Below are 21,727 nucleotides of genomic sequence, written 5' to 3' on the forward strand. Positions count from 1 at the left end.
GAACAGGCAGTAAGCAGCAAGGAAGCGCTGCCCTTGGCTCTTGAACTGGAACGCCGTGACCAACTGGCCACGGTTCGTCTCCACGTTGGCGACAGCGGCCCCGTGCTCCGGGGTACCGCCATCGTCTACAACTCGCTCTCCTCCGATCTCGGAGGCTTCCGCGAGATCATCACGCCTGGCGCTGGCCGCAGGGCACTCAACTCCGGACGCATCGTCGCGACCTTCAACCACAACCCCCATGCTCCGCTCGCGCGCCAAGGTGCGGGGCTGAACCTGTTTGAGGATGAGCGCGGCGTGCACTACACGATCGCTCTCCCAGATACCCAGGTCGGTAGAGACGTAGCCGAGCTGGTCGGGAGAGGCGTCCTCGCAGGTTCCTCGTTCACGTTCCACTCCGCTCGTGAGCACTGGACACGCGACGCGGACGGCAACCACGTCCGCACCCTCTCCGGGTTCGAAGTGGTGGAGCTGGGACCGGTGCTCACGCCCGCGTACGGCGAGACCACTGTTGCGATGCGCAGTCTTGCCCGAGTGGGCCGGGCGCGAGAATTCGTCCCGCTGATCTACCTGCTTTAGAAAGCGCAGCTGAGCCCTCCGTGCGACATTGTTCGCGCGGAGGGATTTTTTGTGTCCAACTTCGTTGAGTGCGCTACTGTGTATGCATGGAGTTCCTGAAAGTCGCGGGCAAGACAATTCAGCGGCCGTCGTTCGAGGAAGAAGACCTTGCGGACGAAGTGGCCGCGTTCCGTGGTGACTTCGAGCTCGAAACAGTTCGGGTCCAGCAGGGTGATCAGTCGGGCGTCGCTGGGGAGGGATCCATTTCTGTCGCGCTCGTGGCGGATGTAGACCTGTCCGAGTCGCGCCTTGCTCCGCTCGAACTTTCGGATGTCAGGTTCGAAGAAGTGAACTTGGCGAACGCGGTTCTTGCTGACGTGACCGCGCGGAGGGTGGACTTCCTTCGCTGTCAGGCGATCGGGCTTCGAGTCTCATTGGGACAAGCTTGGGATATCTACGCGGAGGACTGCCGGTTCGACTACGCGACCTTCAGGATTGATCAGGTCAAGAACGCGGTCATATTCCGTCGATGCTCATTTCGTGAAGCCGTGTTCGCTGGAGATCTTTCCAACGTGGTTTTTGATGAATGCGAGATGCCTCAAGTTGAGTTTGAGGCCACTCGCGCGGGTGGTTGCGACCTCACGACCTCCAGGCTTAGCGATGTCAGCGGGCTGTTGACGCTGCGAGGCGCGAGGATCGAAGCCGTGCAGGCCAGCTTCCTCGGTGCGCAGTTCGCCAAGGAGGCTGGCCTGACCGTCGCGGGCTAGCTATTTCTTGTCCCAGTTGTCCCACGTGGGCCGATTGTCGAAGCCGCCGCCTCCGGTCACGTTGTCCCACGTGGGGTCATTGTCAAAAGCGTTGATCCGCGTAGGTAGCTGACCGGTCCTGGTCAGCAGGTCCACGAGCATCGTTCGACACTCCAGGATCCTGGTCTCCAGTAGCTGTTGATTGGTCAAGGCGCAGCACTCCCTCCAGTAGCGAAATCTTGCTGTTCCGGCAGTAGTTGGTCGTAGTTCCGTCCATGCGGCCGTGCTCGAAGTAACGGTTCGCCGGATGCCCGCCACCACAGAAGTCGAAGTACTGGCATGTGAGCTGGCAGGTCTTGACTCCCTGGGAAAACTCGGAGATCCAGGAGTCTTCGGTTGCCGATCGCGCGATGATCTCGTTCAGTGTGCTTTGCAGTACGTTTCCGCTGGAGAATGTGCCGCGCTTCGAGTTGAAGCCTGCGAGTTCAGGCGAGATCAGGGTTACCGAGCCGTCGTAGCCAACAGTCGGCAGGGGATCGAACAGTGCGCCATCGCGGTGCGTGGCGCTGTCACGCCTAAGCACCGCACCTGCATAGCTGAGAGCCCGCTCAAGCTCTCGGACGCGGACAGCGGGGTTCTCGCGCCAACTCGCCGCGAGCGTCGTCCAGAAGTCAGTTACGACGTCTTGGCGGTGGGCGTTGGTGGAGACGTTGACGCCTTCCTGCTCTTCGATGTTGACGCCGAGATGCGCGATTCCGCACTCCACAGCGAAGGCGTAGAGCCTGCGGGCACGCTCGGGCGTGGGATCGGACACCACCGCGATGGCGTGCACCTCGTGACCGTGAGCGCGGAGAAGTTCTATGCCGCGCAATGCCTTCGCCTGCGTGGGCAGCTGCCGTCGGTCTACACGGCTCGCGTTGTCGGCGGGCGGGCCGTCGATGCTGACGCCCACGTGTACGTCCCGCTCTGCGAAGAACTCACACCAGGCCTCGTCGATCAGCGTCGCGTTCGTCTGAACCACGTGTTTCACGTCGATCCCCGCGAACGCGTCCATCAGCCGCCCGAGGTGGGCGCGACCGGTCGCCAGCGGCTCTCCGCCGTGCCAGCACACTTCGACCGTGCCGGACGTTGCCCACGGGCGGACTGATTCGGCTACGGCTTGTGCGACCGCGAGCGCCATGGTGTTCCGCTCGTGCCGGAACGGCAGGTAGCAGTAGGTGCAGTCAAGATTGCACAGCGTCTCCGGCTGCATGATGACCGAGGTCGGCCGAAGGAAGAGTTGCTGATCCATGATTCCCCCTCGTTCGTGACTTGGTCCGAGCGCTATCGGCGCCTCGGTCGCCGCCTCCACCACGTCCACGGGAAGCGATAAACGAACGGCCATCGGTCTTTGAGCTGATCCCAGATGACGACGCCGATGATGAAGGCGAACGAGAGTGCGGCGAGGATCGCGCCGATGGTCTGTTCCAAGCCCCAGTTCATGCCGACACCACTCCTCGGGCGGTGGGCATCTCGGGCCACGTGAGCGCGATCCGGGCGACTACCTCAGCAACTGACCCGTAGGTCTGCAACGCCACAGAACTGCCGACCATGCGGACTGCTTCGCACTCGTCCGGCCCGACGACGCGGACCAGGTCGCGGATGTCCACCTTGAGTTGGCGGATGTAGACCAGGCTCTCCGGCTCAGCGTCGAACTCGCCGAGCCGTCGACCCACGAACCCCATCGCTGTCAGTCGGCTCACCGCGACCGACTCAGGCGAGAACGGGTTGTAGATCGTGCTCATGGCGGGTGAACCTCCCCGGTGGATCTGGCTGCCTTCTGTTCCTACCGGGATCAAACGGTGTTTATGCTGATCAACGCGTTTACAAGAGTTGACAACGCGGACCAGGAGCGGGCGTGTCGGAGCTGAGTGATGCCCTCAGGGCAGCGCGCGAGGCGGCCGGACTCAGCCTGTCCCGGATGTCTCAGCTCACCCACTACAGCAAGCCGTACCTGAGCCTGATCGAGAACGGCAAGCGCCGGCTGCTCCCGGACGACGTCACCGCCTACGAACAGGCTCTTGGCGTGCCGCTGGGCAGCGATCCTGTGCGCCGTGCGCACGAGTGGCTTGTCTCGGATTCTCCGATTGCCGTGCAGAGCCGTTCCGGCCGCAGGGTTGGTGACTCCCTTGCGGACGCCGTAGAGGCTCGTGTGGTCGAGCTGCGGCACCTGGACGACGTGGTTGGAAGTACGGACCTGTTGCCCGCTGTGCGGCAGGAGCTTTCCGAGACGGAGTCGTTGGTACGTAACGGTTCCTACTCCGAAGTCACGGGGCGGAGGTTGCTGACCGCGACGGGTGAACTCGCCCAACTCGGTGGGTGGGTCGCATCGGACGCGGGGAAGTACGCGGAGGCTCAGCGGCTCTACCTCGGTGGGGTGTCCGCGGCTTCCGAGGCGGGCAACGATTCCCTTGGCGCACAACTCTTTTCCTCACTGAGCTACCAGATCGCGAACGTGGCCGACCCGCACGATGCGCTGTTGCTGGCGCGGTCTGCGGTGAAGGGTGCACGAGATGCCACGCCTGTGGTTCGGGCGCTGCTGTTGGAGCGGGTGGCGTGGGCGAGTGCCAAGACGAAGGACCACGACGGAACGCGCCGTGTGCTCGATGCCGTGGACGACGCGTACGAACAGCGGTCGCCTGGCATTGAAGAGCCTGAGTGGGTTTATTGGCTCAACAGAGCCGAAATCGACGTGATGGCCGGGCGCTGCATGATCGAGCTGGGCGACCCCGGCAAGGCTGAACCGCTGTTGTCGGCGGCCGTCGCCACCTACCCGGAGGAGCACTCACGCGAAGTGGCGCTCTACCTCTCGTGGCTCGCGGAGTCGTACGCACGAGTCGGTGCGCTCGACGCCGCGCGAGACACGCTCGGTCGGGCCAGAGGATTCGCATCGCGAATGCCATCCGCGAGGACGGATGACCGCTTCAGCCTCCTGGAGAGCCTGCTGCGGCCGTGACGGTCACGGTGCGCCCGGCTTGGTTATGGCTACCACTGATGCCGCTCGATCTCTTTGGAGAACTTGTTCGCGGGCAGGCCGAGATCGTTTCTGACTGACCGAACTAGCTCGTTCCGTGCTTCAGTCATCCCTTCGAGATACTGCACGATCATGCCACTCTTGTTGTTGGCTCCGCCTGCTGGCCGCGCTGTCCAAGTTGCAGAACGTACGATTCCTCGGATTTTGAATGCTGCTTCTACACTCTTGCTGCCAACCACAAGCTCCAGTTCTGAGATGCGCGCAAGAAGCATGTTGTCTAGGTCGGTGACCTCGTCATGTGCGGCTGACTGCCGCGCCCTGGCTTCAGTCTCTCCGGTTTCTCCTTGGTGTAGCCGAAGCTCGTACTCGGCTGTAACCTTCGACAGTTCGTGCATCTTGACGATTATTAGGTCAAGGTGGTCGAGGAATTTAGCGACTTTTTCAACAGTTGTCGTTCGTTTCCACTGACTCTTTTGGGTCCTGCTAGCGATGATTGCCGATGTAGCGGCTCCACCGAGTGAGAAGAAGGCGGCAGTGAATGCGGCGACGGTGGTTAGCGTGTCAGCAGCCATCGCGTCATGTTGTCATCTGAAGGTCCGCTTCTTCGGCAGGCACGCTGGTGCTGCTAGCTGGAGAGGTGGGCTGCCACAGTCGCTCCAAGTTCCCAGCAAGCGCGTAGGTCGTCCTTCGAAGGCTCACCGGTCACGCTGACGTTCGGAGTCACCTTCTCCCACGCCAAGCCCGTGGTGATCGACTCGATGCCGCGAATCGCTCCGGTCATGTCGTTGTTGCCGTGGACGTACAGGCCGAACGGGCGTCCTCGCGTGGCGTCCAAGCACGGGTAGTAGGCGAGGTCGAAAAACACCTTGAGCGCGCCGCTCATCATCCCCAGGTTGGCAGGTGTCCCGAGGATGTAGCCGTCCGCTTCGAGTGCGTCCGATACGGACGCTGACAGGGCTGGTCGACGTACGACCTCCACGCCTTCGATCTCTGGGGTCGTCGCTCCATCTACGACTGCCTCGAACATCGCCTGCATGTTTGGCGACGGCGTGTGGTAGATGATCAGCAGGCGCGGCATGTGCTCACGCTGACGGGTGAATCGTAGATCCGCAACTGCGATGAGCACTGACATCAGGCGGCTCTGTCAATAGAGTCACCCGTGCGAAGAGCGCCAGAATCAACTGGAGCGGCGCGAGCCTTCTCGGACTTACCACCCGACGTGAGCAGAGGGCAGCGTTGTCCTGGCCACGCTCTTGGTGATTGATGAACTGCATACGGCCTCACAACGACCCGCTGTGCTCACCGGTGGGCTTCTTCGTTGTGGAGTCGTCATGTCAGTGTGGTGGGCTGCGGCAGCCGTGGCGGTACCGGCCATGTCTCGGCTTGTCTGGCGTTGGATCGAGCTGCGCTTTCTCCATCGCGTCTACGAGCGCGGGGGCGCGAAGGACCTCAAGGTCGCCGCCGAAGCACTGCGGATGACTCGATCTAGGACCCCTGCCACGAAGCTCCCAAGAGGTCGTGACCAGGGCGAACGGTGAATGCTATTTCGTCGCGTTGCCACCGCTCATGTAACCGAGGTTCGCGGGCGTGCCGAGCAGGTAGCCGTCGGCCTCCAGCACATCCACAGCGGTTGTGGACAACGCGGCCCGCCGGACCACGTCGACACCCTCGATCTCGGGCGTGGTCGCACCGGCGACGACCGCCTCGAACATCGCCTGCAGGGCGGGCGACGGGGTGTGGTGGACGATCAGCAGCCTCATGAGGCCCCTTAGTACCACTCGCCGTCGGGATCGGTCGTCCTCCAGGTCACGCCGCGTGTACTCCACGAGCGGCACCATGGACGACCATGACCCGCGCCTCCTACGACATCGTTGCCGCCAGCTACGCCCGCCTCATCCCGGACGCGCACGACGGCCGCCCGCTCGACGCCGCGATCATGCGGGCGTTCGCGGAGCTGGCGGAAGGCCCGGTCGGCGACCTCGGCTGCGGCACCGGGCGGATCACCCAGCACCTGCACGAGCTCGGCCTCGACGCGTTCGGCGTCGACCTGTCCGGCGGCATGCTCGAACAGGCGCGAAAGCTCTACCCGCACCTGAACTTCGACCAGGGCGACATCACGAACCTGGATCTCGAAGACGACAGCCTCGGCGGCGCGGTCGTCTGGTACTCCACGGTCCACATGCCGGCGGAAACCGTGCCGTGGCAGGAGTTCCACCGGGTCGTCAAACCCGGCGGGTACCTGTTGCACGCCTTCAAGCTGGGGGATCGGAAGCGGCACCTCAGCCACGCGTACGGACACGACGTGGATCTCGACGTGTACTGGCACGACATCGACGAAACCGTGCGCAACGCCACCGAAGCCGGGTTCAACGAAGTGGCACGGCTGCAACGTCAGAAGGGTGCAGACGAAGGCGGACCGCAGGCGTTTCTGTTGCTCCGGAAGCGGAACCCCGAGGTTCGTGAGACGTCCTAGTGGGTGTACACAGGAGGGACCATGAAGACCACCGCCCTTATGACAACCAGTCCTCGTCAGCGTCGCATCACCTGGGGTTTCGGCCTTGCGATCGCCATCGGGATGATCGGGATCGGGCCCCTCTTCGCGTCGCTGTGGCCGGGGTTCGACCACAGCCCGTGGGACGTCAACACGATGTTGCTCGGACTCGGCGTGGGGCTTTGCACGATCGCGTACATCTTCGGGCGGATCGCCGTCGCGGCGGTCACCGAGGGGCGCCGCAGGGCGGTCGCCCCGCCGACCAGCAGAGCTTTCTGGGTGGCCGGCGGGGGCTTCGCGCTCGCCGTGGTCTGCCTGATGATCGCCGTGTCGGGCTGACCGTCTAGCTGACCAGTTCGGTAACCCTTTCCCGCAGCACGTCGAGCCGTCGCCGAGCTGACTCACGGGCGGACTCCAGTCCGTCCGTGACCGGCTCGACGACTTCCAGGTACGCCTTGAGCTTCGGTTCGGTGCCGGACGGGCGCACGATCACGCGCACGCCGTCGGCCGTCCAGCGCAGCACGTCCGCGCCGGGCAGCAGGTCCTCCGAGGCGAAGTCGTCGGGAGGCGTGGCGCGCAACCGGGCCATCGTGGCGCCGATCAGCGACAAGTCGGTGTACCGCAAGGAGACCTGGTCGGTCAGGTGCAGGCCGTGGTCGAGCGCGAGCTGGTCCAGCGCGTCCAGCAACGTGCGGCCGGAGGCCTTCAGACCGGCGGCCAGGTCCGCGGCCACGACGGCGGCCGAGATGCCGTCCTTGTCCGCCACGAACTCCGGGTCGACGCAGTTGCCGAGTGCCTCCTCGTAGGCGAAGACCAGGCCTTCGCCGGCCCGTGCCAGCCACTTGAAGCCGGTCAACGTCTCCGCGTACCGGGCACCGTGCGCGGCAGCGATCGACTTCAGCAAAGAAGAAGACACGATCGTCGTTGCCACCAAAGGGTCCGCGGACTCGGTGGTCGACAGCACCAGCGACCCGAGCAGCACGCCGGTCTCGTCGCCGCGCAACATCCGCCACGACGAGCCGTCGCGAACACCCAGCGCGCACCGGTCGGCGTCCGGGTCCAAAGCGATCGCGAGGTCCGCTTCCACCGACGCCGCAAGGGAAAGCAGCTCGTCGGACGCGCCGGGCTCCTCGGGGTTCGGGAACACCACGGTCGGGAAGTCCGGGTCCGGCACCGCCTGCGACCGCACCACGTGCACGTCGGTGAAACCCGCGCGCCGCAACGCTTCCACGGCAAACGCGCCACCCACGCCGTGCATCGGCGTCAACGCGATCTTCAGTCCACGCGCGTTCTGGCGGGGCAACGACGCCACCCGCTCCAGGTAGGCGTCGATGTCGGCCTCGGGCACGACCGAACAGCGGCCGGACCTGGGCACCGACACGGCCGCGGGAACGGCTTCGATCGCCTTCTCGATCTCCCCGTCCGACGGCGGCACGATCTGCGAACCACCGGCCAGGTAGAGCTTGTACCCGTTGTCCGCGGGCGGGTTGTGCGACGCGGTGATCTGGATCCCGGCCACCGCGCCGTGCTTGCGCACCAGGAACGCCAGCACCGGCGTCGGCAACGGCCCGGGCAGCATCCGCACGTCGAAGCCCGCGGCCGCCATCACCTCGGCGGCGGCGGTGGCGAACTCCTCCGACCCGTGCCGGGCGTCGCGCCCGACGAACACCAGCCCGGACGTCCCGAGCCACGACGCCAGCCCGGCGGTCGTGCGGACCACCGTGGCCACGTTCATGCCGTTCGTGCCCGCCCGGACCGGTCCGCGCAGCCCGGCGGTGCCGAACGTCAGCGGCCCGGCCATCCGGTCCTGGAGGTCCTCCACCGCGGCGGGGTCGCCACCCATCGCGCGCGCCAGCACGCCCTGCAACTCGGTCCGAGTCGCGTCGGAGGGGTCGTCGGCGATCCACCGGAACGTCGCGTCACGCAGTGCCGGCGTCAAACTCATGCCCGGTCCACCAGCTCGCGCAGCAGGGTGCCCATGCGTTCTGCGGCGGCGGCACCGGCGTCCAGCACCTCCTGGTGGTTCAGCGGCTCGCCGGTGATGCCCGCCGCGAGGTTCGTGACCAGCGACAGCCCGAACACCTCGACACCCTCGGCGCGTGCGGCGATGGCCTCGTGCACGGTCGACATGCCGACCAGGTCCGCGCCCATCGTGCGCAGCATCCGGATCTCGGCGGGCGTCTCGAAGTGCGGGCCGGGCAGCCCCGCGTACACGCCCTCTTCCAGCGACGGGTCGATCTCCTGCGCCAGCTTGCGCAGCCGCGGCGAGTACAGGTCCGTGAGGTCCACGAACCGCGCGCCGACCAGCGGCGACAGCGAGGTCAGGTTGAGGTGGTCGGAGATCAGCACGGGCTGCCCGACCGACATGCCCTGCCGCAGGCCACCGGCGGCGTTGGTCAGCACGATCGTCGACACGCCCGCGGCCGCGGCGGTGCGCACGCCGTGGACGACCTTCTGGACGCCCTTGCCCTCGTAGCCGTGGGTGCGGCCGAGCACGACGAGGACCTTCTTGCCGCCCACCTCGACCGAACGGATGGTGCCGCCGTGGCCGAGCGCGGTCGGCGCCTCGAAGCCCTCCAGCTCACCGACGGGGATTTCGGTGATCGGCTCACCGATCACGTCGGCGGCGGGCCGCCAGCCGGAGCCGAGCACGATCGCGATGTCGTGCTTCGCCACGCCGGTGCGGCTCTGGATCTGTTCCGCGGCCTTGCCGGCCAGCTCTTCTGGAGTCACCGCGAGAGCTTAAACCGGGGCGAACGTGGAGGCGATCGCGTCGAACAGCCGCACGCGTGCCTCGTCCTCCTGCTCTGTGGGCACCACCACTTCCACCACCCACAGGTCGTTGCCGAACGGCAGCACGCGGGAGAAGTGCGACCTCCTCAGCGCGTTGGCTTCGTCACCCTCCACCGTCTTGTAGATGAACTGGATGCTGTCCTCGGTGCGCGGCCCCGCGAGGTTCGGCGTCAGCACCTTGTCGCCGCCGAAGAACCGGTTCGGCCACCGCGCCTGGACGCTGGCCGTGTAGGCGCCGATGGACCGCTTCGGGTAGAAGTCGGGGAACCGCTGCACCGTGACCTCGTACGCACCGGTGTCCGACACGAAGTGCACGACCGAGGACGCGGGCATCAGCTTGTCGGCCGCGCGTTGCTCGGCGTAGGTCGACCAGCTCGCCTCGACGTTCAGCTTGAACTTCCCGCCCTGGTCGCCGATCGCCGTCACGGCGGACGCGGTGCGCGGCTCCAGCGTCGCGGACGTGGGCAGGGTCGGCAGCGTCTGCACCGTCTGCTGCGTGGGTGGCAGCACCGACGCCCCGGCCGCCAGCCGGATCAGAGCGAATCCGCCACCCGACCCCGCCACGAACAGCAACAGTGCCGCGACCAGCAGAAACACCGTGGCAACCGGACCTCGCCGACGCTGCGGCGCGATCGGCTTGGTGATCATGAACGGCAGCGGTCCCGGATCCTCGGCCAGCGGCGCGTCCGGTTCGATCTTCGGCTTCGGCCGCACGACCACGGGCAGCGGCACTGCCTCGCGCACCTCGAACGCGTCGGTGCCGGGCTCGGGCAGCAGCTGGTAGACCTTCCGCCGCACGTCGACCAGCGACATGCGTTCCGACGGCTCCTTCTGCATCAACCCGCTGATCACGGGCGCGAGTCGCCCGGCGCCCGCGGGCACCGGCACCTCGCCGTTGATCACGGCGTTGATCGTCTGCATGACGTTCTTGCCCACGTACGGCGGCTCACCGGCCATCGCGGACCACATCGTCGCGCCCAGCGACCACCGGTCGGCCGCCTCGGAAACGTCACCGCCCTGGGCGACCTCGGGCGCGATGTAGGCGGGCGTGCCGAGCGTGATGCCGCGCGCGGTCATGGTGGCCTCGGCGACGTTGCGCGCGATGCCGAAGTCCGTGAGCTTCACCCGCCCGTCGTCGGCGATCAGCACGTTGCCCGGCTTCACGTCCCGGTGCGTGATCCCGGCCCGGTGCGCCGCCGCCAGCGCCGCCGCGACCGCGTCCAGCACCGCCGCGCCCTGCTTCTCGGTGAGGCAGCCCTGCTCCTGCAGCACCTCGCCCAGGCTGCGCGACGGCACCAGCTCCATCACCACGTACGGGTCGCCGTCGTGCTGGACGACGTCGTAGAGCGTCACGAGGTTCGGGTGGGAGAGCGCGGCGATGGCCCGTGCCTCGCGCATCGTCCGTTCCCGCAGTTCGTCGGCGGCGCCATCGGGCATGCCGGGGGTGTGCAGGATGCCCTTCACGGCGACCTGCCTGCCCAGCACCTCGTCGTGCGCGGCCCACACAGTGCCCATCGAGCCCTGACCCAGCACGTGCAGCAGGCGGTACCGGTCCGCGATCAGGCGCTTCAGGTCACCTTCGTCCACGCTCCGATTCTTCCTGACACACTGAAGCGAGCCCCACTGCATCGTTAACGGCGGTGAACCTCACATAGCCGTGCCGGTACTGGTCGGTAACACTGCAACGCATGATGGAGTTGGCCTTGCCCGCCGAATTCCGCCCGAACGAGTTCCCCGCAGCGACGCGGGAACAGTGGCGCGAGATGGTCGACGCCGTCCTGAGCAAGACCGGCGCGAGCTTCGAGTCGCTGATCACGAAGACGTACGACGGCATCGAGCTGCAGCCGCTGTACACCCTCGACGACGCGCTGCCGGTGCCGTACGCGCTCGCGCCCGTCAAGCAGGGCTGGGACGTTCGCCAGCGCCACTCCGTGCCCGACCCGGTCGCGCTGATGAACGACCTGGAGGGCGGCGTCACGTCCCTGTGGCTCGCGGTCCCGGCGTCCTCGCTGGAACGGTTGCTCGACGGCGTCTACCTCGACCTCGCACCGATCGTGCTCGACGGGGACGTCGAGGCCGCGCGCACGATGCTGCGGATCTACGACCAGGCGCCGCTGCTGGCCGACGAGGTGCGCGGCAACCTCGCCCTCACCCCTTCCGGTGATGCTCTCGACGTCATCAGGCGGGCCAGCGAGCAGTTCCCGAACCTGCGGACCGTCGTCGTCGACGCGCTGCCGTTCCACGACGCGGGCGGTTCGGACTCCGAGGAGCTCGGCGCCTCGATCGCCCTGGCCGTCTCGCACCTGCGGGCGCTGACCGATGCCGGGCTCGGGATCGCGCAGGCGTTCGCGCAGCTGGAGTTCCGCTACGCCGCGACCGCCGACCAGTTCATGACCATCGCCAAGCTGCGCGCCGCGCGCCGGCTGTGGGCGCGGGTCGCCGAGGTGTCCGGTGCGGACGTGCCGCAGGTGCAGCACGCGGTGACGTCCAGCGCGATGATGACCCGCCGCGACCCGTGGGTGAACATGCTGCGCACCACGGTGGCGACGCTGGCCGCCGGCCTCGGTGGCGCCGACTCGGTGACGGTGCAGCCGTTCGACGCGGCGATCGGCCTGCCGGACGAGTTCGCCCGCCGGATCGCGCGCAACACGCAGAACCTGCTGCTGGAGGAGTCGCACCTCGGCGAGGTGATCGACCCCGCGGCCGGGTCCTGGTACGTGGAGAAGCTGACCGACGAGCTGGCCGCTGCCGCGTGGTCGTGGTTCCAGGAGATCGAACGCGCCGGTGGGTTCTTCGCCGCGCGGGAGCTGGTCGCCTCCCGGATCGCGGCGACGTGGGCTGCGCGCTCGGCTCGGCTCGCCGACCGGAGCGACCCGATCACGGGCGTCAGCGAGTTCCCGAACCTGGCCGAGAAGCCGGTCGTCCGCGAACCCCTGGTCCGGGAGCCTGCCGCTGCCGGGCCTGTCGCTGCCGGGCACGCCTCCGGAATCGATTCGGATTCGCAGGCCCCCAGGGGGGATGCACCCCCCATCCCAATCCTCCCAAGCGGGTCTGACAGTTTCGGCCTGCCGCGGGTCCGGTACGCCCAGGCCTTCGAGGAGCTGCGCGACCTCGCCGACGCACAGCCCGAACGGCCGCAGGTCTTCCTCGCCACCCTCGGCCCGGTCGCGGCCCACACCGCCCGCGCCACCTTCGCCGCCAACCTCTTCAACGCCGGCGGTTTCGCCACCCCGAACGCGGGCCCGACCAAGTCCGCGGAGGACGTGGTCGAGAAGTTCAAGGCGTCCGGAGCCAGGATCGCGGTCATCTGCGGCAGCGACACCAGCTACGCCGACCAGGCCGTTCCGACGGAAGAAGCCCTGCGCAAAGCGGGCGCAGAACGGGTACTCCTGGCGGGCGGGAAGACCGATGCGAACGTGGACGGCTTCGTGTACCTGGGCTGCCCCGCGCTGGAAATCCTCAACGACACCTTCGACCTCCTGGGAGTGGAGCGATGATCCCCAACTTCGCGGACATCGACCTCGGCCCGCTCCCGTCGGCGAAGTACGAGGCCGACCTGCCGGTGTGGGAGACGCCGGAGGGCATCGCGGTCAAGCCGGTGTATGGACCGTCCGATGTGGACGGACTGGACTTCCTGCGGACCTACCCCGGCATCGCGCCGTTCCTCCGGGGCCCGTACCCGACGATGTACGTCAACCAGCCGTGGACGATCCGGCAGTACGCGGGCTTCTCGACGGCCGAGGAGTCGAACGCCTTCTACCGCCGCAACCTCGCGGCCGGTCAGAAGGGGCTGAGCGTCGCCTTCGACCTCGCCACCCACCGCGGCTACGACTCGGACCACCCGCGCGTGGCCGGTGACGTCGGCATGGCGGGCGTGGCGATCGACTCGATCTACGACATGCGCACGCTGTTCGACGGCATCCCGCTGGACAAGATGTCCGTGTCGATGACGATGAACGGCGCGGTGCTGCCGATCCTCGCCCTGTTCGTCGTGGCGGCGGAGGAGCAGGGGGTGAAGCCGGAGCAGCTCATGGGGACCATCCAGAACGACATCCTCAAGGAGTTCATGGTCCGCAACACCTACATCTACCCGCCGCAGCCGTCGATGCGGATCATCTCCGACATCTTCAGCTTCACCTCCCAGCACATGCCGAAGTTCAACTCCATCTCGATCTCCGGCTACCACATGCAGGAGGCCGGGGCGACGGCTGACCTGGAGCTGGCCTACACGCTCGCGGACGGCGTCGAGTACATCCGCGCGGGCAAGGCGGCAGGCCTGGACGTGGACGCGTTCGCGCCGCGGCTCAGCTTCTTCTGGGCGATCGGCATGAACTTCTTCATGGAGATCGCCAAGATGCGGGCCGCGCGCCTGCTCTGGGCGAAGCTCGTGCAGACGTTCGAACCGAAGTCCGCGAAGTCCCTCAGCCTGCGCACCCACTGCCAGACGAGCGGGTGGTCGCTCACCGCGCAGGACGTGTTCAACAACGTCGCGCGCACGTGCGTCGAGGCGATGGCGGCGACGCAGGGCCACACGCAGTCGTTGCACACCAACGCGCTCGACGAGGCGCTCGCGCTGCCCACCGACTTCTCCGCGCGCATCGCCCGGAACACCCAGCTGCTGCTGCAGCAGGAGTCCGGCACCACGCGTGTCATCGACCCGTGGGGCGGCAGCGCGTACGTCGAGCGCCTCACCAACGAGCTCGCGAAGAAGGCCTGGGAGCACATCACCGAGGTCGAGAAGGCGGGCGGCATGGCCCGCGCGATCGACGAGGGCATCCCCAAGCTGCGCATCGAGGAGGCCGCCGCTCGCACGCAGGCGCGCATCGACTCCGGTCGGCAGCCCGTCATCGGCGTCAACAAGTACCTGGTGGCCAACGACGAGCAGATCGAGGTCCTCAAGGTCGACAACGCCGGCGTGCGCGCACAGCAGCTCGAAAAGCTCCGCAGGCTCAGGGAGGAGCGCGACCAGTCCGCTGTGGACAGTGCACTCCAGCAGCTGACCAACGCCGCGACCGGCGGCGGCAACCTGCTGGAGCTGGCGATCAACGCCGCCCGCGTCAAGGCGACCGTCGGTGAGATCTCCGAGTCGCTCGGCAAGGTGTGGGGCCGGCACAGCGCGCAGATCCGCACCATCACCGGTGTCTACCGCCAGGAGGTCGGCCAAGTGTCCAACGTGGACGCCTGCCGCGAGGTCGTCGAGGCGTTCGCGGAGGAAGAGGGACGCCGTCCGCGCATCCTGGTCGCCAAGATGGGGCAGGACGGGCACGACCGCGGCCAGAAGGTGATCGCGACGGCGTTCGCGGACCTCGGCTTCGACGTCGACGTCGGCCCGCTGTTCCAGACGCCGGAGGAGGTCGCGCGCCAGGCCGTCGAGGCCGACGTGCACATCGTCGGCGTGTCGTCGCTGGCCGCGGGTCACCTCACGCTCGTGCCCGCGCTCAGGGAGGAGCTCGCCAAGCTCGACCGCGCGGACATCATGATCGTCGTCGGTGGCGTGATCCCGCCGCAGGACTTCGACGAGCTGTACGCGGCGGGCGCTTCGGCGATCTTCCCGCCCGGCACGGTGATCGCGGACGCGGCCAAGGACCTTCTGGTGAAACTCGCAGGCCAGCTCGGGCACCATGGGTAGGGTGATCGACGTCGCCGAGCTCACCGAAGGCGTCCTCGAAGGCAATCGAGGCGTCCTGGCGAGGGCGATCACGCTCGTCGAGTCCACGCGAGCGGACCACCGCGCGAAGGCGCAGGAGCTGCTGATCGAGCTGCTGCCCAAGTCGGGCAACGCCATCCGGGTCGGCATCACCGGCGTTCCCGGCGTGGGCAAGTCGACGTTCATCGACGCGCTGGGCACCATGCTCACCGAGAAGGGCCACCGGGTGGCGGTGCTCGCCGTCGACCCGTCGTCCACCCGCACCGGCGGCAGCATCCTGGGCGACAAGACGCGCATGGCCCGGCTGTCGGTCAACCAGGAGGCGTTCATCAGGCCCTCGCCGACGTCCGGCACGCTCGGCGGCGTCGCGCAGGCCACCCGCGAGACGATCGTGCTGGTCGAGGCGGCCGGGTTCGACGTGGTGCTGGTCGAGACGGTCGGCGTCGGGCAGTCGGAGGTGGCCGTCGCGAACATGACGGACTGCTCGCTGTTCCTGACCCTGGCGCGCACCGGCGACCAGCTGCAGGGCATCAAGAAGGGCATCCTGGAGCTCGCGGACGTGATCGCGGTCAACAAGGCCGACGGCGAGCACGAGCTGGACGCCCGCAAGGCCGCGCGGGAGCTGGCCGGAGCCCTCAGACTGCTCCGTCCGCCGGACGCGTTGTGGCACCCGCCGGTGCTGACGTGTTCCGGACTCACCGGGGCCGGGCTGGAAGAGCTGTGGTCCCGCGTGCTGGAACACCAGTCCACTTTGAGGGACGCCGGTGAACTGGACGAACGCCGTCGGCGTCAGCAGGTCGAGTGGACTTGGATGATGGTCCACGACGAACTGTGGCGGCAGGTGCGGGAAAGCACGAAGGTGCGCGCGCTCGCGCCCTCCCTGGAGGAGAAGGTCAGGTCGGGAGAGCTGACCGCGACGCTGGCCGCGGAGCAGCTTTTGCAGGCGTTTCAATCGGACGCTCGGTAGCGCTGTAACTAGTTTGGGTGACCTTCGATCGTGGTATTCGAGGTAGAGTTCAGGCCATGTCGAGGTTGCTGCTGGCCTGCGTGTTCGCGCTGATGAGCGTTCTCGGGATCGCCGGGGTGGCGTCCGCGCAAGAGGCGCCGAACGCGCCGGTGGCGGCAGCTGCGCAGACGGTGAATCCGGGTCCGAGCGTGAACGCGCCGCAGGAACCGGCGCCTGAAGTACGCCAGGAGACCAAGCGCAAGCTGTGGATCGGCGGGATCGCGCTGGTCCTGTTCGTGCTGGTCTACTACCGCAACAAGAAGCGGTGGGCGAAGTGGCGCAAGGAGCGGGCGGCCAAGAAGGGCTAGTCGTTAACACTGGACGACGTGTCCCACGTGGTGGGACGTAATAGTCAAAATTAAGCGTGCTTGCCGACCATTTGCGTCATCGTTGATCGGTCAGACCGATAACTCGCTCGCCGCTCGGCGCAGCGCTGCGACCGGCCAGCCGGTTGATCATCATCAGCGCACCGCGCCTCACAGGTGGTGATGCAGGATGGTGAGCAAATGAGTACCGACTTGAAGATCAGCACACGCTCGACCGTCGAGCGGTACTCCGACGCGCTGCTGGACCTCTCGCACTCCCTGCACGCCGAGCCTGAGCTGGCGTTTCAGGAGCACCGCAGCGTCGAGAAGATCACCTCCCTGCTGGCCCGCGAGGGTTTCAAGATCGACCGCGGGGTGGCCGACCTCGACACGGCGTTCGTCGCCACCTACGGCGACGGCGAGCTGGTGCTGGGACTTTGCGCCGAGTACGACGCGTTGCCCGAGGTCGGACACGCGTGCGGGCACAACGTCATCGCCGCCGCTTCGGTCGGTACCGCACTCGCTCTGCGTGACATCGCAGACCGACTGGGTATCACCGTGAAGGTGATCGGCACTCCGGCGGAAGAGGTCGGCGGCGGCAAGGTGCTCCTGCTCGAACGGGGCGTGTTCGACGATGTCTCGTTCTCGATGATGGTGCACCCCGCGCCGTACGAGTCGTGCGCCGCGAAGTCGCTCGCCATCACCGACCTCGAAGTGCACTACACGGGCAAGCCGTCGCACGCGGCCGCCGCCCCGCACCTCGGCATCAACGCCGCGGACGCGGTGACGGTCGCGCAGATCTCGATCAGCCTGCTGCGGCAGCACCTGGAGCCCGGCCAGATGGTGACGGGGATCGTCACCAACGGCGGCACCGTGCCGAACGTAATACCCGCCCGCGCCTCGGCGATGTTCGATGTGAGGGCGGAGAACCTGGAATCGTTGCAGCGCCTGGAGAACCGGATCCGGGACTGTTTCCGAGCCGGCGCGCTCGCGACCGGCTGCACCCATGAGGTCGTGCAGGTCTCACCGATCTACGCCGAGCTGACTCCTGACCCGTGGCTCGCGGACGCCTACCGGCGTGCGGCCACTGAGCTGGGACGACGACCGCTCTCACCCGATCAGGAACAGCGGGAGAAGATCGGGAGCACCGACATGGGCAACGTCACAAGAGTGTTGCCCGCCATCCACCCGACCATCGCCATCGACTGCGGAGACGCGGTGAACCACCAACTAGAGTTCGCGACCGCCTGTGCCTCGGCGTCGGCCGACCGTGCGCTCCTCGACGGAGCACTTGCCATGGCCTGGACGACGATCGCGACAGCCACCGATTCCCAGCAGCGCGCACGGCTGCTGGCCCGCGGAGGTGCGGCATGACGGTTCTGGACTCACGTCCTTCCGGCTCTTCCTCCGTGCAGACGTCCACCGAGATGCTCGTCGACCCCACCGGGGTGAGCATGTCACCTGTGGATGATCTGGGAGAGGGCCGCGGCCCCGCCTGGCTCGACGACTGGCTGAAGGCGCACGCCTCCGACGTCGTCGCCTGGCGCCGCCACATCCACGCGAACCCGGAGCTGTCCCGGCGCGAGTACAACACGACCGAGCTCGTGGCCAAACTGCTGCGCGAGGTCGGCCTCAAGCCCCGCGTGCTGCCCGGCGGCACGGGCCTGATCTGCGACATCGGCAACGGTCCTCGCTGCGTGGCCCTCCGCGCGGACATGGACGCGTTGCCGCTGCACGAGAACACCGGCCTGCCGTTCTCGTCCACTGTGGACGGTGTGTCGCACGCGTGCGGTCACGACGCCCACACGACGGTCCTGCTCGGCGCGGCTCTCGCGCTCGCGTCGGCGACCGAGCTGCCCGGCCGCGTCCGCCTGGTCTTCCAGCCTGCCGAGGAGGTCATGCCCGGCGGCGCGCTCGACGTGCTCGCGGCCGGTGGCCTCGACGGCGTGGAGCGGATCTTCGGCCTGCACTGCGACCCGCGCCTGCAGGTCGGTCGCATCGGCACCCGGATCGGCGCCATCACCTCCGCCTCGGACCTGCTGGAGCTGCGGCTGAACTCGCCGGGCGGCCACACCTCGCGCCCGCACCTGACCGCGGACCTCGTGCACGCGCTCGGCACGGTCATCACCGGCCTGCCGACGATGCTCTCCCGCCGCGTCGACCCCCGCTCCGGCACCGTCCTGGTGTGGGGTGCCGTCCACGCGGGTGAGGCGCCCAACGCCGTCCCGCAGGACGGTCTGCTGCGCGGCACGCTGCGCACCGGCGACCGCGACATCTGGGCCGAGCTCGAACCGCTGGTCAAGGACCTGGTCACCGGCCTGCTGGCCCCGACCGGCGTCGGTTTCGACCTGCACCACCGCCGCGGCGTGCCGCCGGTGGTCAACGAGCGCGAGTCGACCCAGATCCTGCGCGCCGGCATCGAGGCCGCGCTGGGCGACGACGCGCTCGCGGGCACCGAGCAGTCGTCCGGTGGTGAGGACTTCGGCTGGTACCTGGAGCACGTCCCCGGCTCGTTCGCGCGCCTCGGCGTGTGGAACGGCCAGGAGAAGCAGCGCGACCTGCACCAGCCGACGTTCGACCTGGACGAGCGCGCGCTTCTCGTGGGTGTCCGCGTGATGGTTCACACGGCCCTGGCAGCGCTGGCCTGAGCACCGATTCGACCGAAGGCGCGCTGTCCGAGATCGAGGCAGCGCGCCTTGCGGCGCAGCAACTGGTCGGCGAACCGTGGCTCGACGTCGTGCGGAACTGCGACATGGGCTGCCTGCACTTCGGCGCTTTTCGCGAGGTGGTCGACCACCGAGGCCAACCGCGCGAGGTCACCGAGTACGCGCTGCACGTGCAGTGCCCGTGGCGGGTGTTGCAGGGCGACCAGTACGTCGTCGGGTCGTCCGACATGTTCCGCCCGAGGCCGGGCTGGACCGGCGAAGGTGACTTCGACTGGGACGTGCAAGGCGCCAACAGGTTCGACGTCCGGGTCGCACGGCTGAACGAGCTCCTGGCCGACGGACGGGTCGCGGTGACATCTGTCGACGTCACCGCATGGGCCGACCTGACCATTTCGCTCTCGTACGGCTTCCGGATCGAGGTGCTCAGACTGACCTCTTCGGTGCGGACGGAGCTCTGGCGGTTCTTCAGGCTCCACCGTGACGAGCCGCACGTGGTCGTGTTCACACCGCCGGACTAGTGGCGCGTCTCGGAACGTTGGCGAGGTGATCCACGCTCAGCAGGACGTCGTCGGGTAACTGGTCGCCGGACGCGACACCGTGCTCGAAGTCAGCTCACCGGTTCGACCAACTGGGCCCGCGCTTCCGGTGCCGCGGCACGAACGGCGTCGGCCGCCTGGTCGTCCGGCTTGGTCTGGGACGCGCGTTCGGCGTCGACCCGCGCGTTGTAGATCTCGACCTCGCGCTTGATCGCGTCGTCGTCCCAGCCCAGCACCGGCGCGATCAGCCGCGCCACCGCCTCCGCCGACTCGACGCCGCGGTGGGCGTACTCGATGGAGATGCGGGTGCGGCGGGTCAGCACGTCCTCCAGGTGCAGCGCGCCCTCGTGCGACGCCGCGTACACGGCTTCGACCTGCAAGTAGTCCGGCGACGCTGGAATGGGCTTGAGCAGCTCCGGGTTGTCCGCGGCCAGCGACAGCACCTCGTGCACCAACGAGCCGTAGCGGTCCAGCAGGTGCCGGACGCGGTACGGGTGCAGGCCGTGCTTGGCCGCCAGCTGGTCCGCCTGGTTCACCAGCGCGTGATAGCCGTCGGCGCCGACCAGCGGCACCTTGTCCGTGATGGACGGCTGGATCCGGCCGGGCAGGTCCACGTGCGCCGCGTCGACCGCGTCCGCGCCCATCACCCGGTACGTCGTGTACTTGCCGCCCGCGATCGCGACCAGTCCGGGAGCGACCCTGGCGACCGCGTGTTCCCGCGAAAGCTTCGAGGTCGAATCGGACTCGCCTGCCAGCAACGGCCGCAAACCCGCGTACACGCCCTCGATGTCGTCGTGCGTCAACGGGGTCGCGAGCACCGAGTTGACGTGTTCGAGGATGTAGTCGATGTCGTGCTTGGTCGCCGCCGGGTGCGCCAGGTCGAGGTTCCAGTCGGTGTCGGTGGTGCCGACGATCCAGTGGTTGCGCCACGGGATCACGAACAGCACGGACTTCTCGGTGCGCAGGATCATCCCGGACTCGGCGACGATCCGGTCGCGCGGAACGACGATGTGCACGCCCTTCGACGCTCGCACCCGGAAGCGGCCGCGCGAACCGGAGAGCCGCTGCAGCTCGTCCGTCCACACACCCGTCGCGTTGATCACGGCGTGTGCCCGGACGTCGACCTCGCGACCGTCCTCGACGTCCCGCACGCGCACACCCGAGACGCGGTCTGCCTCGCGCAGGAACCCGACCACCTGGGTCGAGGTGCGCACGACGGCGCCGTAGTGCGCGGCGGTGCGGCCGACCATCATCGTGTGCCGTGCGTCGTCGGCTTGTGCGTCGTAGTAACGGATGCCGCCGATCAACGCGTCGCGCTTCAGCGCCGGAACCAGCCGGAGCGCGCCCGCGCGGGTGAGGTGCTTCTGGCCCGGCACGGACCGGGCGCCGCCCATCGTGTCGTAGAGGAACAGACCGGCCGCCGTGTACGGCCGTTCCCACAGGCGGTTCGACAGCGGGTAGAGGAAGCTCACCGGCTTCACCAGGTGCGGCGCGATGCGCGTCAGCATCAGCTCGCGTTCGCGCAGCGCCTCGCGGACCAGACCGAACTCGAGCTGCTCCAGGTACCGCAGGCCGCCGTGGAAGAGCTTGGAGGACCGGCTGGACGTGCCCGACGCCAGGTCGCGGGCCTCGACGAGCGCCACCCGCAGGCCGCGCGTCGCGGCGTCGAGTGCCGCGCCGACACCGACCACACCACCGCCGATCACCACGAGGTCGAACGTCTCGGCCCCGAGCCGCTGCCACGACTCCTCGCGCTCGGCGGGGCCCAGCCTGCCGGTGATCGGCGGGGCGGCGGGGGTTTGCGGTGCTGCAGCTGCGTTCTTGCGCGTGGCCACGACAGACGCCTCCCTGTGACGACTCGCGGATCACGTTACCTGCAGCAACGGGTGTTCGCCCACGGGCGCGAAGACCAGTTGCCAACGGCCTGAAAATGGCCCGACCAGGGGCACTTGGCGTAGACAACTGATCA

General features: G+C 67.7%; 23 protein-coding genes and 1 pseudogene. 12 read left to right on the forward strand and 12 right to left on the reverse strand.

Annotation, left to right across the window (positions count from 1 at the left end):
• Positions 1 to 33: 33 nt before the first annotated feature.
• Together ABZV40_RS30175 and ABZV40_RS30180 are read left to right on the forward strand one after the other, a co-directional pair.
• On the forward strand, positions 34 to 576 hold the full coding sequence (locus ABZV40_RS30175; protein ID WP_355448880.1) for an HK97 family phage prohead protease: 543 nt from the start codon (positions 34 to 36) through the stop codon (positions 574 to 576).
• Between the two features lie 86 nt (positions 577 to 662).
• Positions 663 to 1,322: a pentapeptide repeat-containing protein gene (locus ABZV40_RS30180; protein ID WP_355448883.1), complete on the forward strand. Its 660-nt coding sequence runs from the start codon at positions 663 to 665 to the stop codon at positions 1,320 to 1,322.
• On the opposite strand, the gene amcA is transcribed toward ABZV40_RS30180, so the two are convergent.
• Genes amcA through ABZV40_RS30200 form a run of 4 tightly spaced genes read right to left on the reverse strand, consistent with a single transcriptional unit; the run spans position 1,323 to position 3,085 of the window.
• Complete coding sequence (gene amcA / locus ABZV40_RS30185; protein ID WP_355448886.1) at positions 1,323 to 1,463, reverse strand: multiple cyclophane-containing RiPP AmcA; 141 nt, start codon at positions 1,461 to 1,463, stop codon at positions 1,323 to 1,325. It lies immediately after the preceding gene.
• Positions 1,405 to 2,592 (reverse strand): cyclophane-forming radical SAM peptide maturase AmcB, encoded by a 1,188-nt coding sequence (amcB, locus tag ABZV40_RS30190; RefSeq protein WP_355448889.1) that lies wholly within the window; start codon positions 2,590 to 2,592, stop codon positions 1,405 to 1,407. The genes amcA and amcB overlap by 59 nt, the downstream gene beginning before the upstream one ends.
• Positions 2,593 to 2,624: 32 nt before the next feature.
• Positions 2,625 to 2,783, reverse strand: coding sequence for a hypothetical protein (locus ABZV40_RS30195; protein WP_355448892.1), 159 nt, complete (start codon positions 2,781 to 2,783; stop codon positions 2,625 to 2,627).
• The gene (locus tag ABZV40_RS30200; protein WP_355448895.1) at positions 2,780 to 3,085 is read right to left on the reverse strand and encodes a hypothetical protein; all 306 of its coding nucleotides are present in this window, start codon (positions 3,083 to 3,085) and stop codon (positions 2,780 to 2,782) included. The genes ABZV40_RS30195 and ABZV40_RS30200 overlap by 4 nt, the downstream gene beginning before the upstream one ends.
• A 113-nt stretch (positions 3,086 to 3,198) precedes the next feature.
• Between ABZV40_RS30200 and ABZV40_RS30205 the strand changes: the two genes are divergently transcribed.
• Complete coding sequence (locus ABZV40_RS30205) at positions 3,199 to 4,296, forward strand: helix-turn-helix transcriptional regulator (protein WP_355448897.1); 1,098 nt, start codon at positions 3,199 to 3,201, stop codon at positions 4,294 to 4,296.
• 29 nt (positions 4,297 to 4,325) lie between these two features.
• Here the strand turns inward: ABZV40_RS30205 and ABZV40_RS30210 are convergent, their stop codons facing one another.
• The 3 genes and pseudogenes from ABZV40_RS30210 to ABZV40_RS30220 all read right to left on the reverse strand — a co-directional run.
• Positions 4,326 to 4,886, reverse strand: a complete 561-nt coding sequence (locus ABZV40_RS30210; protein WP_355448900.1) for a hypothetical protein — start codon at positions 4,884 to 4,886, stop codon at positions 4,326 to 4,328.
• Between the two features lie 53 nt (positions 4,887 to 4,939).
• The gene (locus ABZV40_RS30215; RefSeq protein WP_355448903.1) at positions 4,940 to 5,392 is read right to left on the reverse strand and encodes an NAD(P)H-dependent oxidoreductase; all 453 of its coding nucleotides are present in this window, start codon (positions 5,390 to 5,392) and stop codon (positions 4,940 to 4,942) included.
• Positions 5,393 to 5,873: 481 nt separating this feature from the next.
• Positions 5,874 to 6,074 (reverse strand): annotated as a pseudogene (locus tag ABZV40_RS30220) (flavodoxin family protein); the annotation flags it as partial.
• Positions 6,075 to 6,160: 86 nt separating this feature from the next.
• On the opposite strand from ABZV40_RS30220, the gene ABZV40_RS30225 reads away from it, so the two are divergent.
• Together ABZV40_RS30225 and ABZV40_RS30230 are read left to right on the forward strand one after the other, a co-directional pair.
• Positions 6,161 to 6,787 (forward strand): class I SAM-dependent methyltransferase, encoded by a 627-nt coding sequence (locus ABZV40_RS30225; protein ID WP_355448906.1) that lies wholly within the window; start codon positions 6,161 to 6,163, stop codon positions 6,785 to 6,787.
• A gap of 21 nt (positions 6,788 to 6,808) precedes the next feature.
• Positions 6,809 to 7,144 carry a hypothetical protein gene (locus tag ABZV40_RS30230; protein ID WP_355448909.1) on the forward strand — a complete coding sequence of 112 codons (336 nt, stop codon included), beginning with the start codon at positions 6,809 to 6,811 and terminating at the stop codon, positions 7,142 to 7,144.
• Positions 7,145 to 7,148: 4 nt separating this feature from the next.
• Here the strand turns inward: ABZV40_RS30230 and ABZV40_RS30235 are convergent, their stop codons facing one another.
• Genes ABZV40_RS30235 through ABZV40_RS30245 form a run of 3 tightly spaced genes read right to left on the reverse strand, consistent with a single transcriptional unit; the run spans position 7,149 to position 11,185 of the window.
• Complete coding sequence (locus ABZV40_RS30235) at positions 7,149 to 8,750, reverse strand: phospho-sugar mutase (protein WP_355448912.1); 1,602 nt, start codon at positions 8,748 to 8,750, stop codon at positions 7,149 to 7,151.
• Positions 8,747 to 9,538, reverse strand: a complete 792-nt coding sequence (locus tag ABZV40_RS30240; RefSeq protein ID WP_355448915.1) for a purine-nucleoside phosphorylase — start codon at positions 9,536 to 9,538, stop codon at positions 8,747 to 8,749. The genes ABZV40_RS30235 and ABZV40_RS30240 overlap by 4 nt, the downstream gene beginning before the upstream one ends.
• Positions 9,539 to 9,547: 9 nt before the next feature.
• Positions 9,548 to 11,185 carry a serine/threonine-protein kinase gene (locus ABZV40_RS30245; protein ID WP_355448918.1) on the reverse strand — a complete coding sequence of 546 codons (1,638 nt, stop codon included), beginning with the start codon at positions 11,183 to 11,185 and terminating at the stop codon, positions 9,548 to 9,550.
• Between the two features lie 101 nt (positions 11,186 to 11,286).
• Between ABZV40_RS30245 and ABZV40_RS30250 the strand changes: the two genes are divergently transcribed.
• From ABZV40_RS30250 to ABZV40_RS30275, 6 genes are all read left to right on the forward strand, one after another.
• Positions 11,287 to 13,095 (forward strand): methylmalonyl-CoA mutase family protein, encoded by a 1,809-nt coding sequence (locus tag ABZV40_RS30250; protein ID WP_355448921.1) that lies wholly within the window; start codon positions 11,287 to 11,289, stop codon positions 13,093 to 13,095.
• Positions 13,092 to 15,227: a methylmalonyl-CoA mutase gene (scpA, locus tag ABZV40_RS30255; RefSeq protein WP_355448924.1), complete on the forward strand. Its 2,136-nt coding sequence runs from the start codon at positions 13,092 to 13,094 to the stop codon at positions 15,225 to 15,227. The genes ABZV40_RS30250 and scpA overlap by 4 nt, the downstream gene beginning before the upstream one ends.
• Entirely contained in the window at positions 15,220 to 16,212 is a 993-nt protein-coding gene (meaB, locus tag ABZV40_RS30260) for a methylmalonyl Co-A mutase-associated GTPase MeaB (RefSeq protein ID WP_355448926.1), read from the forward strand. Before scpA ends, meaB begins: the two co-directional genes overlap by 8 nt.
• A 56-nt stretch (positions 16,213 to 16,268) precedes the next feature.
• Positions 16,269 to 16,559 carry a hypothetical protein gene (locus ABZV40_RS30265; RefSeq protein WP_355448929.1) on the forward strand — a complete coding sequence of 97 codons (291 nt, stop codon included), beginning with the start codon at positions 16,269 to 16,271 and terminating at the stop codon, positions 16,557 to 16,559.
• 198 nt (positions 16,560 to 16,757) lie between these two features.
• Positions 16,758 to 17,930, forward strand: coding sequence for a M20 family metallopeptidase (locus tag ABZV40_RS30270; protein ID WP_355448932.1), 1,173 nt, complete (start codon positions 16,758 to 16,760; stop codon positions 17,928 to 17,930).
• Positions 17,927 to 19,204 carry an amidohydrolase gene (locus ABZV40_RS30275; RefSeq protein ID WP_355448935.1) on the forward strand — a complete coding sequence of 426 codons (1,278 nt, stop codon included), beginning with the start codon at positions 17,927 to 17,929 and terminating at the stop codon, positions 19,202 to 19,204. The genes ABZV40_RS30270 and ABZV40_RS30275 overlap by 4 nt, the downstream gene beginning before the upstream one ends.
• On the opposite strand, the gene ABZV40_RS30280 is transcribed toward ABZV40_RS30275, so the two are convergent.
• Entirely contained in the window at positions 19,177 to 19,353 is a 177-nt protein-coding gene (locus tag ABZV40_RS30280) for a hypothetical protein (RefSeq protein ID WP_355448938.1), read from the reverse strand. The two genes, ABZV40_RS30275 and ABZV40_RS30280, sit on opposite strands and share 28 nt — an antisense overlap.
• On the opposite strand from ABZV40_RS30280, the gene ABZV40_RS30285 reads away from it, so the two are divergent.
• Positions 19,342 to 19,740, forward strand: a complete 399-nt coding sequence (locus tag ABZV40_RS30285; RefSeq protein ID WP_355448941.1) for a hypothetical protein — start codon at positions 19,342 to 19,344, stop codon at positions 19,738 to 19,740. The genes ABZV40_RS30280 and ABZV40_RS30285 overlap by 12 nt on opposite strands.
• A gap of 89 nt (positions 19,741 to 19,829) precedes the next feature.
• Here the strand turns inward: ABZV40_RS30285 and ABZV40_RS30290 are convergent, their stop codons facing one another.
• Positions 19,830 to 21,539, reverse strand: a complete 1,710-nt coding sequence (locus ABZV40_RS30290) for a glycerol-3-phosphate dehydrogenase/oxidase (protein WP_355449118.1) — start codon at positions 21,537 to 21,539, stop codon at positions 19,830 to 19,832.
• Between the last annotated feature and the right edge of the window lie 188 nt (positions 21,540 to 21,727).

This window comes from Lentzea sp. NPDC004782 (assembly GCF_040609115.1).
In the GTDB taxonomy this organism is placed as follows: domain Bacteria; phylum Actinomycetota; class Actinomycetes; order Mycobacteriales; family Pseudonocardiaceae; genus Lentzea.

What these genes read in the sequence shown, in the direction of transcription:
- amcA (WP_355448886.1), bottom strand. Translation starts at nt 1,463, where the DNA reads ATGCTCGTGGACCTGCTGACCAGGACCGGTCAGCTACCTACGCGGATC.
- ABZV40_RS30265 (WP_355448929.1), top strand. Translation starts at nt 16,269, where the DNA reads ATGTCGAGGTTGCTGCTGGCCTGCGTGTTCGCGCTGATGAGCGTTCTC.
- scpA (WP_355448924.1), top strand. Translation starts at nt 13,092, where the DNA reads ATGATCCCCAACTTCGCGGACATCGACCTCGGCCCGCTCCCGTCGGCG.
- ABZV40_RS30200 (WP_355448895.1), bottom strand. Translation starts at nt 3,085, where the DNA reads ATGAGCACGATCTACAACCCGTTCTCGCCTGAGTCGGTCGCGGTGAGC.
- ABZV40_RS30275 (WP_355448935.1), top strand. Translation starts at nt 17,927, where the DNA reads ATGACGGTTCTGGACTCACGTCCTTCCGGCTCTTCCTCCGTGCAGACG.
- ABZV40_RS30230 (WP_355448909.1), top strand. Translation starts at nt 6,809, where the DNA reads ATGAAGACCACCGCCCTTATGACAACCAGTCCTCGTCAGCGTCGCATC.
- amcB (WP_355448889.1), bottom strand. Translation starts at nt 2,592, where the DNA reads ATGGATCAGCAACTCTTCCTTCGGCCGACCTCGGTCATCATGCAGCCG.
- ABZV40_RS30225 (WP_355448906.1), top strand. Translation starts at nt 6,161, where the DNA reads ATGACCCGCGCCTCCTACGACATCGTTGCCGCCAGCTACGCCCGCCTC.
- ABZV40_RS30250 (WP_355448921.1), top strand. Translation starts at nt 11,287, where the DNA reads ATGATGGAGTTGGCCTTGCCCGCCGAATTCCGCCCGAACGAGTTCCCC.
- meaB (WP_355448926.1), top strand. Translation starts at nt 15,220, where the DNA reads ATGGGTAGGGTGATCGACGTCGCCGAGCTCACCGAAGGCGTCCTCGAA.
- ABZV40_RS30270 (WP_355448932.1), top strand. Translation starts at nt 16,758, where the DNA reads ATGAGTACCGACTTGAAGATCAGCACACGCTCGACCGTCGAGCGGTAC.
- ABZV40_RS30210 (WP_355448900.1), bottom strand. Translation starts at nt 4,886, where the DNA reads ATGGCTGCTGACACGCTAACCACCGTCGCCGCATTCACTGCCGCCTTC.
- ABZV40_RS30195 (WP_355448892.1), bottom strand. Translation starts at nt 2,783, where the DNA reads ATGAACTGGGGCTTGGAACAGACCATCGGCGCGATCCTCGCCGCACTC.
- ABZV40_RS30180 (WP_355448883.1), top strand. Translation starts at nt 663, where the DNA reads ATGGAGTTCCTGAAAGTCGCGGGCAAGACAATTCAGCGGCCGTCGTTC.
- ABZV40_RS30215 (WP_355448903.1), bottom strand. Translation starts at nt 5,392, where the DNA reads ATGCCGCGCCTGCTGATCATCTACCACACGCCGTCGCCAAACATGCAG.
- ABZV40_RS30235 (WP_355448912.1), bottom strand. Translation starts at nt 8,750, where the DNA reads ATGAGTTTGACGCCGGCACTGCGTGACGCGACGTTCCGGTGGATCGCC.